General features: G+C 65.0%; 10 protein-coding genes. 7 read left to right on the plus strand and 3 right to left on the minus strand.

Going from position 1 to position 13,336, the window contains the following annotated elements:
• Window positions 1–51: 51 nt before the first annotated feature.
• Both QCE62_RS21990 and QCE62_RS21995 read left to right on the plus strand, forming a co-directional pair.
• Entirely contained in the window at window positions 52–807 is a 756-nt protein-coding gene (locus QCE62_RS21990; RefSeq protein ID WP_309923174.1) for an SDR family NAD(P)-dependent oxidoreductase, read from the plus strand.
• A 15-nt stretch (window positions 808–822) separates the two neighbouring features.
• Window positions 823–1,626, plus strand: coding sequence for an enoyl-CoA hydratase-related protein (locus QCE62_RS21995; protein ID WP_309923176.1), 804 nt, complete (start codon window positions 823–825; stop codon window positions 1,624–1,626).
• Window positions 1,627–1,630: 4 nt separating this feature from the next.
• On the opposite strand, the gene QCE62_RS22000 is transcribed toward QCE62_RS21995, so the two are convergent.
• On the minus strand, window positions 1,631–2,533 hold the full coding sequence (locus tag QCE62_RS22000; RefSeq protein WP_309923178.1) for a LysR substrate-binding domain-containing protein: 903 nt from the start codon (window positions 2,531–2,533) through the stop codon (window positions 1,631–1,633).
• Between the two features lie 64 nt (window positions 2,534–2,597).
• Between QCE62_RS22000 and QCE62_RS22005 the strand changes: the two genes are divergently transcribed.
• On the plus strand, window positions 2,598–4,559 hold the full coding sequence (locus QCE62_RS22005) for a CoA transferase (RefSeq protein ID WP_309923180.1): 1,962 nt from the start codon (window positions 2,598–2,600) through the stop codon (window positions 4,557–4,559).
• Here the strand turns inward: QCE62_RS22005 and QCE62_RS22010 are convergent.
• Together QCE62_RS22010 and QCE62_RS22015 are read right to left on the minus strand one after the other, a co-directional pair.
• A complete protein-coding gene (locus tag QCE62_RS22010) occupies window positions 4,501–6,996 on the minus strand; it encodes a PAS domain S-box protein (RefSeq protein ID WP_309923182.1) in 2,496 nt (831 codons plus the stop codon). The two genes, QCE62_RS22005 and QCE62_RS22010, sit on opposite strands and share 59 nt — an antisense overlap.
• A 210-nt stretch (window positions 6,997–7,206) precedes the next feature.
• Window positions 7,207–8,085, minus strand: coding sequence for an NmrA/HSCARG family protein (locus QCE62_RS22015; RefSeq protein WP_309923185.1), 879 nt, complete (start codon window positions 8,083–8,085; stop codon window positions 7,207–7,209).
• A 106-nt stretch (window positions 8,086–8,191) separates the two neighbouring features.
• Between QCE62_RS22015 and QCE62_RS22020 the strand changes: the two genes are divergently transcribed.
• From QCE62_RS22020 to QCE62_RS22035, 4 genes are all read left to right on the plus strand, one after another.
• Window positions 8,192–9,049: a LysR family transcriptional regulator gene (locus QCE62_RS22020; RefSeq protein WP_309923187.1), complete on the plus strand. Its 858-nt coding sequence runs from the start codon at window positions 8,192–8,194 to the stop codon at window positions 9,047–9,049.
• A gap of 264 nt (window positions 9,050–9,313) precedes the next feature.
• On the plus strand, window positions 9,314–11,590 hold the full coding sequence (locus QCE62_RS22025) for a type VI secretion system tip protein TssI/VgrG (RefSeq protein ID WP_309923189.1): 2,277 nt from the start codon (window positions 9,314–9,316) through the stop codon (window positions 11,588–11,590).
• Between the two features lie 10 nt (window positions 11,591–11,600).
• Window positions 11,601–12,971: a hypothetical protein gene (locus tag QCE62_RS22030; RefSeq protein WP_309923191.1), complete on the plus strand. Its 1,371-nt coding sequence runs from the start codon at window positions 11,601–11,603 to the stop codon at window positions 12,969–12,971.
• A gap of 2 nt (window positions 12,972–12,973) precedes the next feature.
• On the plus strand, window positions 12,974–13,336 hold a 363-nt coding region (locus tag QCE62_RS22035), incomplete at its 3' end, for a hypothetical protein (protein WP_309923192.1).

The following is a 13,336-nucleotide window of genomic DNA, read 5'->3' on the forward strand; positions in this document are numbered from 1 at the left end:
CGCATGACAGGGTGCGGCCTACGATCAGGGCATTCGTTCACGGAGACAGCAATGAATGCTTCAGCAAGCGAGGTCGCCATCGTCACGGGCGGCGCGAAGGGAATCGGCTTCGGCATCGCACAGGGCCTGGCGCGCGACGGCCGGCACATCGCGCTGTTCGATCGCGATCGTGCGGCGCTCGACGAGGCCGCCACGACGCTCGCCGCAGCCGGCGTCGACGTCATGGCGCTGGCCGTCGATGTAACCGACAGCGCATCGGTCAGCCAAGCCGTGGAAAGCGTGATGGAACGCCATGGACGCATCGACGTGCTGGTGAACAACGCGGGCATCGTGCGCGACAAGCGCATCACCCGCATGAGCGACGACGACTGGGACGCCGTGATCGACGTCAATCTCAAGTCGCAGTTCCTGTGTTGCCGCGCGGTGCTCGGACACATGAGCGCGGCGCGTCATGGGCGCATCGTGAACATCTCGTCGCGTGCGTGGCTCGGCGGCGTGGGCCAGGTGAACTATTCGGCGGCGAAGGGCGGCGTCGTGAGTCTCACGCGCAGCCTCGCGCTCGAATGGGCACGCGATGGCGTGACGGTCAATGCGGTCGCGCCGGGCATCGTCGATACGCCGCTGTTCCAGGCCTTCGATACCGCGCTTCAGGAGAAGCTGAAGCAGTCGGTGCCGGTGCAGCGCATCGGCACGCCGGAGGACATCGCCGAGGCCGTGCGTTTCTTCGCGCGGCGCGAGGCGTCGTACATCACCGGCCAGACGCTTTATGTGTGCGGCGGGCGCTCGCTTGCGTCGCCGAGCGTTTGAGACACGGAGGCCATCATGACGATTCGCTATGCCGTGTCCGCGCACGTCGCCACGCTGACACTCGACCGGCCCGAAGCGCTCAATGCGCTCGATCTCGATACGCTGATTGAACTGCGCGCGCGTCTCGCCGATGCCCGCGACGACGATGACGTGCGCGTGATCGTGATCACCGGCGCGGGGACCAAGTCGTTCTGTGTCGGCGCGGATCTCAAGCGCAGCTTGCCGCCTTCGACCTCGTTCGGCGCGTCCTTCGTGAAGCCGCTCGAACGCGCCGGCGCGGAGGGCATCTACGTGCGTCTCATGGAACTCGGCTCGCTGCGCATCTTCAAGCCGCTGATCGCCGCGATCAACGGCTATTGCCTCGGCGGCGGCCTCGAACTGGCGCTGCAATGCGATCTGCGCATCGCGTCGAAGAGCGCGGTGTTCGGCTTGCCGGAAGCGGTGGTTGCGAGCATTCCGGGCGTGTGCGGGATTCAGGCGCTGCAACGCGCCGTGCCGTCGGCCATCGCGATGAAGATGCTGCTCACCGGCGGCAGGATCGACGCAGCCTATGCGCATCGAGTCGGTCTCGTATCCGATCTGACGGAACCCCAAGCGCTGCTGGAAGAAAGCCTGCAACTCGCGCGCACGATCGCCGCGAACGGACCGCTCGCCGTGCAGATGATCAAGAAGGTCATCGAGACCAGCGCCAACGTACCACTCGCGCAGGCGCTCGAATTCACGGAGATGGCGTGGGGCGCGCTGCGCGATTCCGAAGACCGCATCGAGGGGCGCAAGGCATTCGCGGAAAAGCGCGCGCCGCGCTATGCCGGGCGCTGATGCGTCAGCGTTGCGCGTCGTCGCCGCTGGACAGCAGCCAGGTGCGGAACGCGGCGAACTCCGGACTCGCAAGATGGGCAGGCGGATAGATCAGGTAGTAGGTGAACGCGCCGAGATCCAGCACGAACGAAAACGGCATGACGAGCGTGCCCGCGCGCAGTTGATCGGCGACCAGCACGCGCTGCGCGATCGCGATGCCATGCCCCTGCGTCGCCGCGAAGTACGCAAGGATCGAGCTTTCGTAGGAGAGCCCGCCCAGCGGATTCACGCCGCGCACGCCGGCTGCGTCGAGCCACTTGGCCCAGTCCTCGGGACGCGCAAGCGAATGCAGCAGCGGAACGTGACGCAGCGCTTCGGGCGTGGCGTCGTCGAGTCCGGGATGGGCGCGCAGGAAATCCGGGCTGCATACCGGCACCAGTTCGTTCGGCACGAGCCGGTCGAAGCCGAACTCGGAGGACGGCGCGTGCGACAGGCGGATCGCGCCATCGACGTCCTCGGTGTTGAAGTCCACCGGCTGCAACGAGGTGGTCAGGCTCACTTCGATATCCGGATGGTCGCGATGAAACGTCGACAGGCGCGGCAACAGCCAGTTCATCGAGAAAGTGGTGTAGGCGCGGATCTTGAGCGTGCGGCGGCGTCGCGCCTCGGTGAGATTCACGGTCGCGGCGCGCAGCGTCTCGAAGCTGCGGATGACGTCGGCGAGATAGCGCGAACCCATGGGCGTCAGCGTGATCGCGCGATGGCCCCGCTCGAACAGCAGCACGCCGAGCTGGTCTTCCAGCAGCTTGATCTGCCGGCTGACGGCGGCGGGCGTGACATTCAGCTCGTCGGCGGCGAGCTGGATGCTGAGCAGCCTGCCGCAGACTTCGAAGGCGCGCAGGGCATTGAGTGACGGAAGGGTTCGCATCGAAAAATGGTAGCAATGCGCGCGCGGGCGCGCCAGCCGTGAAGACACGGAGAAGGAGACGATCATGCTGGACGGTGTGCGGGTTCTCGCGTGCGGAGCGCGCGATGCGGTGCGCTTGTGCGCGGTGCTGCTCGAACAGGCGGGCGCGTGCGTCGGGTTCGACGGCGCCGATGCGACGGGTTACGACGTCATCGTGGTGTCGTCGGATAGCGGCGAGACGGGCGGCATCGCGGGATGGAAGGCGGGAGGCACGCATATCGTGTGCGATATCACCGCGACCGGGCCGCAGGATTCGCGCGCCGGCACGGCATGGACGGACGCGCAAATCCAGGCGATGAGCGGCCTGATGGACACCACCGGTTTCACGCAGGGCGCGCCGGTGCGGATCGGCATTCCACTGACGGAGATCTCGGCGGCGCTGTACGCGGCGGCGGCGATTGCTGCGGCGGTGCGCGTGAAGCGCCTGGGCGGCGGGGTGCAGAACATCGACGTCACGCTGAGCGGTTGTGCGGCGAACGCGCTCACTACCTTTTTGCCCGCCGTCTTTGCGCGCCGCATGGCGGGGCGCGTGGGCAACCGCCATCCGGCGAGCGCGCCGTGGAATGCGTATCGCACGCGCGACGGCTGGATCCTCATCTGCACCAGCACCGACGAGCAATGGCGCAAGCTGAAGTTGGCCGCGGACATGCCGCCGCTCGACGACGCGCGTTTCGCGACGCTCGCAGGCCGCGTGCGTCACGTCGACGAACTCGATGCGCTGCTCGAGAGCTGGACCATGACGCTCGGTACCGAAGAATGCGTGCGCGTGTGCGAGCGTATCGGCGTGGCCGCGGGACCGATTGTCGGCATGCACGAGCTGGCGGCCGAACCGAATTTCCGCCTGCGTCATGCGGCGGCGGCACATGCTATCGATACGGCGGGCGTCGGTGCGCAGACGTATCGGCAGGTGCCGATTTTCACGGAGTCGCCGTTGAGCGAGGTGCATGGCGTCGCTCGGCCGGACCTGCACGCAAGCGGCAATCCGGCGCCGCTCGCGGGCGTGAAGGTGATCGAGATCGGCCAGTACACGACGGCGCCGCTCGTCGGCAAGCATCTGGCGGCGCTTGGTGCAGAGGTCGTGAAGATCGAGCCGCCCGATGGCGAAGCGGCCCGCGCGTGGGCGCCCGGGCAAGGCGGGACCAGCTATTTCTTCGCGCTGAACAACACGGACAAGCAGACCCTCGCGCTCGATCTCAAACAGGAAGCCGACCGCGCTCACTTGCGCGAACTGCTCGCGGACGCCGACGTGCTCGTCGAAAACCTGCGTCCCGGCGCGCTTGCCAAACTCGGCTTCACACGCGAGACGCTCGGCGCCATTAACCCGACTTTGATCTATTGCTCGATCTCGGGATTCGGGATGGCGTCGGCGTATCCGTCGCGGCCAGCCTTCGACACGGTCATACAGGCGATGAGCGGCCTCATGGACCTGACCCGCAGCGATGGCATACCGGTCAAGATCGGCGCGTCGGGCGCAGACATCCTGGGCGGGCAGACCGCGCTGTTCGCGATCCTGGCGCGGCTTGCGGGGCGTGCGAGGCGTGCATCGGGCACGGGCGCGTTCATCGAGATCTCGATGCAGGACGTCGCCGCGTGGTGCGCGTTGTTCGCGGCAGGCCGATCGCCCGTGCGCGGCGAAGTGCTCGCCTGTCTGGACGGTCATGTATGGATCGAACGCGAAACCTCGGACGCCGAGCGTGAGCGGTGCGCCGGATTGCCGAAGGCGCGGGCCGCGCAACAGATGGCGTCAGCCGTGCCCGTGGTCCGCGTGGACGAATTGCTGCACGACGGCAATTTTCTCGCCGACGTGCTCTCCGCCGCACGCGATGAACATGGTGGGTTCTGGCCCGTGCTGAAGCCGCCCTATCGGCTGGCGAAGACGCCTGCCTGCGTGCGTGGCATTCCGGGCGCGCCGCGACGTGTCAGTGAGTTCAGCCCCGTCCCGCCAGCGCCAGCACGCGTTCCAGTTCCGGAAGATCGACCGGCTTGACGAGATGCGCATCGAAGCCCGCGGCGCGGGTGCGCGCGCGGTCTTCATCCGAGCCGAGCCCGGTCATCGCCGCGACGACCACGCGCGCGCCATCATCGCGCATGCGGCGGATGACATCGAAACCGGTCAGGCCGGGCATCGAGAGATCGAGCAGCACGACCTGCGGCCGCTCCGCCTCGAACAAGGCGAGCGCTTCAGAACCGTCATAGGCCGGGCGCGTGCGATGGCCCAGCATGTCCACGAGCAAGGTCATGCTGTCGGCGGAATCGCGGTTGTCGTCGACCACGAGCACGTCGAGCTGACGGGTCGCGGCCGTGCCGGACGTCGTGCTCGCGGGCGCGCCCGTGGCCGGCGGTTCCGCGAGCGGCAGCCACAGCGAGAACGCGCTGCCCTGGCCCGCACCGCTGCTCCTGGCTTCCACATGGCCGCCGTGCAGTTCCGTGATTGCCCGCACGAGCGTCAGGCCGATGCCCAGCCCGCCTTCATCCGGATGCGCGCCCGGCGGATGTTCCTGCACGAACAGGTCGAACACGATGGCGAGCGCTTCCGGTGAGATGCCGCGCCCCTGGTCGATCACGCGCACCATCACCGACGAGCCGCGCGGACCCACTTCGAGCGTGATGGTCGAGGCGGGCGGACTGAACTTCGATGCGTTGTTGAGCAGGTTGTTGAGCGCCTGCACGAGGCGCGTGGGATCGCCGTTGACGTACAGCGGCTGGCCGCTGTCCTTCACGACGATGCGCTGGCCGCGTGCGTCGATCAGCGGCTGGCTGGCCTCGACGCTCAGATGCACGACCGTGGCGATGTCGATGAGGTCGGTACTGAGGCGGATCTTGCCCGAGCTCACGCGGCCGGCTTCGAGGAGATCGTCGACGAGCCGCGTCAGGTGCGCAAGCTGCCGGTCGACGATCTGACGGCTGCGGATCACTTCTTCGTCGCTGGTGGCCTTGAGCTTCAGGATGCTGACCGCGTTGCGGATGGGCGCGAGCGGATTGCGCAATTCGTGGCCCAGCAGCGCGAGAAATTCGTTCATGCGCCGGCTCGACGCCTCCAGTTCCTCCAGACGCCGCCGCGCGGTCATGTCGCGCGTGATCTTGACGAAACTGCGCTCGCCGTCGGAACCGTTCGGCAGCGCGCTCAGCATCACGTGCGCCCAGAATTCCGAGCCGTCGCGACGCATGTGCCAGTCTTCGTGTTCCACCCGGCCGCGTTCGGCGGCCAGCATCAGGTCGTCCATGGGACGGTCGCGGCCGTGTTCGTCCGACGGGTAGAACAATGCGAAATGCCGGCCGATCGCCTCGCTGGCCGTGAAGCCATAGATGGCGCGCGCGCCCTCGTTCCACGAGCGCACGTAGCCGTTCTGGTCGAGCATGCAGATGGCGTAGTCGCTGACCGAATCGATCAGCAGACGCAGGCGTTCGTTCGCCTCGCTCGCGCGCCGCCGGTCGGTGATGTCGTGCACGAAGCAGGCGAACTGGCGCTGGCCTTCGTACCAGACTTCGCTGATGGTCAGTTCCGCGGCGAATTCGCTGCCGTCGCGGCGCAGCGCGGGCAACTCGACGCGCCGGTTGATCATGCGCGCCTCGCCGGTGGCGAGATAGCGCGTGAGCCCGGCGCGGTGCGCGTCGCGCAGACGTTCCGGCACGATCAGCGCCGCCAGTTCGCGGCCCGCCGCTTCCGGCGCTTTCCAGCCGAACAGCAGCGCGGCGGCCTCGTTCCAGTCGACGATCATGCCCGCTTCGTCCATCGACACGAACGCGACATGCGCGTTGTCGAGCACGGTCTGGCGGCGGCGCATGGCGTCGGCGAGCTTCTTCTCGTACTCGAGCCGCAGCGACGACTCCACCGTGAGATCCGCCGCGACGCTCGCGTTTTCCTTGAGCAGCTTGCGGTTTTCCTGCGCGAACTCCTCGCGCGCGATGGTTTCCGCGATGCAGGCGCAAAACGCGTTGAGAATGCTGATGTCGGACGGACCGAAGAAATCGGTTTGCCCGGAAATCAGTTTCAGGACAGCGACCGAACGGCTTTCATAGATGACCGGAGCCACCACCATCGACACCGCGCCGACCGCCTTGCACGCGGCGCGGTCCACGCGATGATCCGTGGCTGTATCACGGCAGATGAGGGCCTGCTGCCGCGTGATGCACAGTCCCGACAGGCTGCCGGCGGTAGGCAGACGCACGCCGATATGCGCGGCCGCCGCGCCGCTCGCCGCCTGATAGACGAGTTCGTCGCCCTCGATCCATTCCACCACCGCCGATGCGACGCCTGCGACTTCCCTCAAGGTTTCGGTGACTTTTTGCAGATAGGCGGGCAGCGGCAGCCGCGAATGCGCGAGACTGGCGAAGGTGGCGAACCAGCGCTGGAAATGCGCCTGACGCCCGTCTTCCGCATTGTTGCGCTTTTCTGAAGTCGATGCCTCGGATTGAGTCCGCATGAGCCGAATATCCAATCGATGATTCGCGATGGTAATCGCGAAAGTAATCGCGGGGTTTAAACAGATAATCAGATCAATTGGAACACAAAACAGCGACCAAACGTTTGCTCTGTGAGGGTTTTTATTAAAACAGATTCGGAACCGGGCGTTCGCCAAAATCCTCGGAGCGCATGGCTGACCCCTTTGCGAATGCCCGATTCGAGGCTCCTTTTATTCGGTTGCCCATTGCTGCGCACATTCGGCAGCGAAATCGCGGTATGTACGCGGCGCACGTCCGAGCAGTCCGGACAGACGCTCGATTTCATGCGCGTTCGCCACGGCGCCATCCTGCTGGTAACGCTGCATCATGAGGCGGATGTCGTAGGCGAGCCAATCGGGTCCTGCGCCTTTCATTCGCGCTTCGAGCATGTCGAGATCGTCGCCGCCGTAGTGGATCTCGCGATTCAGCGCGGCGCTCCAGATCGCTGCGATGCTGTCCGCCGTCAGCGCATCCGGTCCGACGAGCTCGTAAGTGACGCCCGGCAGCGGTTCCGCGCTGCGTTCGCGCCGCAGCAGTTCGCGAGCGGCGACCTCGCCGATATCGCGCACGTCGACCATCGAGATGCCTTTCGCGCCGATCGGCATGCCGTAGACGCCGTGCTTCAGGAGCGCCTCCTTCATGCGTGCGTCGTTCTGCATGAAGTACGCGGGGCGCAGGACGGTCGCGGGCAGGCCGGCCTGCTCGATCATGCGTTCCACTGCATGCTTGCTGGTGAAATGCGGCACGTCCGCATACGCTTCGCCCTTGAACACCGACAGATACACGATGCCTCGCACACCGGACTCGCGCGCGATGCTCAGCGCCTGCAATGCCTGCGTGAGTTCGTCCGCCGCGTTGGGCGCGAGGAGGAACAGCGTGTCGACGTCCTTCAATGCGTCGCGCAGCCCGCCGATGTCGCCGAGTTCGCCCTTGATGGCTTCCACCCCGGCGGGGAATTGCGCGCGCTCCGGCGAGCGCGTCAGGGCGCGCACGCTCGCGCCGCTGCCTTGAAGATGGCCGAGAACCTGATTGCCGATTACGCCGGTGCTGCCCGTCACGAGAATGGTCATTTCAAAGCTCCTTACTGATCGGGTTGGGATGCTGCTACGATAATCGTTCCGATTGGGCGTCGATAGACCTCGGTTCGAGACGCATCGTCTCGTGGATGGAACGAAAATGGACCTGGTTGCACTCGTCGATTTCAATGCCGTCGCGTTGCATGGCGGTTTCGGGCCTGCGGCGCGCCAGACCGGACGGCCCAAGGCGACGCTGTCGCGGCATGTCGCCGAACTGGAGCAGAGCCTGGGCGTGCGGCTGATCGAGCGCGGTGCACGCACGCTGCGCCTCACCGAAGAGGGCCGCGCGCTGCATGAACGCACGCGCGGCCTGCTTGCCGAGATCGATGACGCCGGAGAAGCGCTCGCCGCGCGCGCCCCTGTGCCGCGCGGACGCCTGCGCGTGAGCGCGCCGATCGTGTTCGCGCACGTGATGTTGCCGGGCATTGCGTCGCGTTATGCGCGGCACTATCCGCAGGTCGAGCTGGAAATCGTTGCCGAGGATCGCGTGGCGGACCCCGTGCAGGATGGCTATGACCTCGTGATCCGCGTCAATCCGGACGCCGATGAATTGCTCGTCGGACGTTGTGTCGCGACTGACCGGCGCACGCTCGTGGGGCCGCGCGGCTTCAAGGCGGAAGCGGACGCGCCGACACTGCCTGCGGTCGTGCTGGCGCGCATGGCGAACGAAGTGTGGCGGATCGAGGATCCGGATGGCGGCACGCGCGCGCTCACGCCTGAACCGGTGTTGCGGCTGTCGTCCTTGCTGATGGCGCGCGAGGCCGTGCTGCAAGGCGCGGGCGCGGCGTTGCTGCCGGGCATGCTGGTCGAAGCCGATGTGGCGGCGGGCCGCCTCGAACTGCTCGGATACGAAGCCGGGCCGCCCGTGGAGCTTTGGGCGCTCTATAGTTCGCGGCGTCTGTTGAGTGCGAAAGTCCGCGCGTTCATCGACATGTTGAATGCGGATTACGACGCTTGATTTGCATCCTGTCAGCAGTAGTGTCGGGCTTTGAATCTCCTGAAAACAGGTTGATCTCGATTAATGATGCTCATTGGCATTGATTAATTCGGATGCCTGTTCTTGACTGCATGCGTACTTTGAAGAATTAAGAATCGTCGCGTTCAGTCGCATGCGCTCGCGGGGATACATTGGCAGTCGGTCGAATACGCAATCTCGCGTGTTCCGCTTCAGATCGATTGTCGAGGTTTCATCGTGTCGAATGCCGGGATGCAGAATAGTGGAATGCTCGAGCGCAGCGCGGCGGACATCGCCGGGAGCGTGCTCGGCTCGAAACGCAGCACGATTACCCTGAGCGGGGCAGCGCTGCCCGTCGCGGCCATAGGCGAACCTGCGTTGCGCTTGCGGTCGATCGAGGGCGAGGAAGTGCTGTCCCGGCTGTATGCGTACACCATCAAGTGCGCCACGCCGCTCGATTCCGTGATGCCCGGTCAGGCGGCGGCGAACCTCGACCGGAACGCGATGATCGGCAAGGAACTGACCGTGTCCATCGAACTGGAGGGCATGGGATTCGGCGGCGTTGGCAATATCGGCGCGGGCGTGCGCGAGATCAGCGGCCTCGTCACGCATGCGGACTACATAGGCCAGTCCGACCGTCAAAGCCTCTACCGGCTCGTGCTGCAACCCTGGCTGGTGCTGCTCGCGCAGCGCTCCGATTACCGGATATTCCAGCGCAAGACGGTGGTGGAAATCATCGAGGAGGTGTTCGAGAACTACCTGTACTCGTATGAAATGCGTCTGTCGGAATCCTACCCGGTGCTGGACTACCAGGTTCAATATGGCGAAACGGATTTCGAGTTCATCCAGCGGTTGATGGCGGAGCACGGCATCTACTGGTTCTTCGAGCACAGCCAGTCTTTCCATCGCATGGTGCTGGTGGATCAGGTCGGCGCGCATCGGCCTGTACAGAGTGCGGCGTATCAGACGCTGGGGTACTTTCCTCCGGGGCACAAGACCGACGCCGAACACATCAGCAAGTTCGAGGTCAACGGCAGTCTCCAGCCGGGGCGTATCACCACCAACGACTTCGATTTCAAGAAGCCGCGCGCCACGCTGATCAAGCAAAACGAACTGCCGCTGGAAACCGATCACAACCGTCTGGAGCGCTACGAGTGGCCAGGCGACTACACCGATCCCTCACACGGTGAACAGTTCGCGCGGATGCGCATGGAGGAGTGGCGCGCGCAGGGTGAACGCGCTTCCGGTTCGGGCAATGTGCGCGATATCGTCTGCGGCACGACCTTCAAGCTCGAAGGCTATCCGCACGAAGCGGCGAACCGGGAATATCTGGTCATCGAATCGCGGATCACCGCGTCCGAACCGGATCAGACCAGCAACTCGGGCCACTATCTGTTCGTGGCCTCGTTTGTGGTGCAGCCGGCTACGGTCGCGTTTCGGCCCTCGCGCAAGGACTATCCCAAGCCGCGCACCAGCGGGCCGCAAACCGCCATCGTCACGGGACCGGCCGGCCAGGAAATCTGGACGGATCAATACGGCCGGGTGAAGCTGAGCTTTCATTGGGACCGCTCGGGCGTGAAGGACCAGAACTCGTCGTGCTGGGTGCGCGTGTCGTATCCGTGGGCCGGCGGCGGCTATGGCGGCGTGAATATTCCGCGCATTGGCAGCGAGGTGATCGTCGACTTCGAGAACGGCGATCCGGACAGGCCGATCGTCGTGGGACGCGTCTATAACGCGGAGTCGATGCCGCCCTGGCCGCTGCCGGCCAACGCGACGCAGAGCGGAATGTTGTCACGTTCGATGAAAGGGGGCGTCGAGACGGCGAACGGTATCCGCATGGAGGACAAGCAGGGCGGTGAGGAACTCTGGGTGCAGGCCCAGAAGGACATGAACACGACGGTCAAGAACAACGAGACGCACAAGGTTGCGGCGGATCGCACCAAGTCCGTGGGAGGGAACGAAGTCACAACGGTCACCGGCACCCGCACCGAGACCGTGACGAAGGACGAGACCATCACCCTCAAGGCCAACCGCAAGCGCGAGGTGACGGCGAACGATACGTTGACCATTGGCGGGGATCAGAAGACCGACATCACCGGCACGCAGACGCATACCGTCGGCAAGGATCGCACATCGACTGTGGTGGGGAAGGACACCTTTACGGTTCACAAGGATCGCGAGGCCGAGGTTATCGGCGCGGAGCACGAAACGGTTCACCTGGCCAAGACTTCGGACTTCCTGAACAGCCACACGGTGAACGTCACGGGTCATCAGAAGTTCGTTGTCGGGGCCGGTCAGGAAGTTCACGTAACGGATAACGTGGTGCTTACGTCGACGACGCAGATCAAGCTTCAGTGCGGCGCGTCCAGCATCACGATGATGCAGGACGGCACCATCACGATATCGGGCGTCAAGATCACATCGACAGGCACGGACAGTCATGCGATCAACGGCTCGACCGTCACCTTCGAAGGCTCGACCATCACCAGTAGCGCAACGGGCGAACACACGGTTCAGGGCGCCAAGCTGAAGCTCAATCCTTGATGCCGTCCTCATGCAAGACTGGAAACCCACCAATCCGGTAGAGCGCCGGCTGATGGCCGCGCATGAAGACTGGCTTCGCTTCGCCCACGACCCCGCCGCGCGTTTGCTCTATTGGCACGCCAATCCAACCGACGTCGAACTGCTGAAGACGTTCTTTCAGGGGCAACGGGAACTGTCGAATGCCGTGCTGGAGTTGAGCGCGCCTTTTGAAGACGCGGATCAATACGTCAATGCTTTGACCGACGAGGTCATCCGGTTCTATGACGCGCGTCGCGAGGGGTCTGCAAGGGCGGGCATCGTCGCGGACTGGCAGCCTCCAGTGAGAAATCGTGAGCCGGCAGCGGCTTATTTTCTCGCGATGCTTGCCAGTCTGATGCGGCATCACCCGGAGGTATTTCCGGGCGTGGTGCTGGTGCTCGTTCCTGAAAGCATCAAGAAGCCCAAGGCGTTCGAGGCGTGTCTCGAGAGCCTGTTGCTCTTGCTTGAAAGCACTATTGCGGAACTTTCCCGGCGGCTCAGGCTGACGCTCTACGGAACCGAGCCGACGTTGCTCGACCGACTCGCGCAACGGCAAGCTCACGCCGTGCGCCTGATCCATGGACGCTATCAAATGGATGCGCTGCCTCGGGAACTCGCTGCGCAATCGGGCGAGCGTGGGACGTCGGGGCAGTTCAGGCGGCTGTTCGTCGAACTCTCGGAAAGCGTGTCGCACGGGGATGCCGCTCGCCTCGAACGCTTGCGTGTCGCCGCGCTTGCGGTGAGCAACGGCCGTCAATGGTTCGATCAGAGTGCGACCGTGCATCTGCTGGCGGGCGCGGCGTATCTCAAGTGGGGCGACACCGACCGTGCGTTGCATGCCTATCGCGAAGCGGCCGCTTCCGGGCAGCAGGCGCGCGCCGCAGCGGCGCCCGCTGGCAACAAGCTCGTTCTCAACGGCTTGTTCGGCGAAGCGAGCGTGCATGTCATGGGCGAGCGCTATCTCGACGCAGCGCGCTGCTACGCCGGTGCGGCGCCGTATGCGCAGGCGGAGAACGACGCCATCATGCTCGTCGAGGCTTTTCGGATGCAGGCGTGGTGTCTGGATCGCAAGCGCGAACGCGCGGCCGCGCTCGAAGCGGGCTTCAACGCGCTGAACGCCGGCATGGGCATCGATCCGGCGTTGCGCGCGAACAGCAACCTGCAACTCGCGGTCGCGTGGATGCTGGCGCGGATCGACTGGCTGCACGCGCAGCGCAGTCAACTGGAAGGCGCACTGCGATCGCTCTATGGCATTGACTGGAAACAGGCAGTCCAGCCGCTGGCGCCCGCTGAGGTCTCGGCCCGCCTGACTGCGCACGACGCCGACAACAATAACGCAGGCACGGGGACGCAAGCGAGATGACGATGCTGGCAGTGAACCACCTGACGCCGGTGGTCGGCATCGACGTGCATTGGGTCAATCTCCCGCCGTCGCCCGCGCCTGTTCCGCTGCCGCATCCTCACGTGGGCATGGTGCTGGATTTGCGCGAATACGCGAATGCGGCGCTGGCGGTCATGGGCAGCATCGTGTTCAGCTTCGTCGAGGAGCAGGTCTCCAATGTGATGCAAAGCGATCTGGTCCAGTCGGGCCTGGGCGCCGTCGATGCCGTCATGAACAATGACGTCGTTAAAGGCGGCATGGACGCGCTGAAAGCGGCGAACGCGCTGCAGCGCAAGGTGAGCGATGCCTTGGGTGGCCACGTCGGGTCGGGCGGCGGGGGCGCGCCG

The organism is Caballeronia sp. LZ033 (assembly GCF_031451265.1).
Taxonomy (GTDB): domain Bacteria; phylum Pseudomonadota; class Gammaproteobacteria; order Burkholderiales; family Burkholderiaceae; genus Caballeronia.

Coding starts and splice junctions, on each gene's coding strand:
- QCE62_RS22010 (WP_309923182.1), bottom strand. CDS start 6,996: ATGCGGACTCAATCCGAGGCATCGACTTCAGAAAAGCGCAACAATGCG.
- QCE62_RS22000 (WP_309923178.1), bottom strand. CDS start 2,533: ATGCGAACCCTTCCGTCACTCAATGCCCTGCGCGCCTTCGAAGTCTGC.
- QCE62_RS21990 (WP_309923174.1), top strand. CDS start 52: ATGAATGCTTCAGCAAGCGAGGTCGCCATCGTCACGGGCGGCGCGAAG.
- QCE62_RS22005 (WP_309923180.1), top strand. CDS start 2,598: ATGCTGGACGGTGTGCGGGTTCTCGCGTGCGGAGCGCGCGATGCGGTG.
- QCE62_RS21995 (WP_309923176.1), top strand. CDS start 823: ATGACGATTCGCTATGCCGTGTCCGCGCACGTCGCCACGCTGACACTC.
- QCE62_RS22020 (WP_309923187.1), top strand. CDS start 8,192: ATGGACCTGGTTGCACTCGTCGATTTCAATGCCGTCGCGTTGCATGGC.
- QCE62_RS22025 (WP_309923189.1), top strand. CDS start 9,314: ATGCTCGAGCGCAGCGCGGCGGACATCGCCGGGAGCGTGCTCGGCTCG.
- QCE62_RS22030 (WP_309923191.1), top strand. CDS start 11,601: ATGCAAGACTGGAAACCCACCAATCCGGTAGAGCGCCGGCTGATGGCC.
- QCE62_RS22015 (WP_309923185.1), bottom strand. CDS start 8,085: ATGACCATTCTCGTGACGGGCAGCACCGGCGTAATCGGCAATCAGGTT.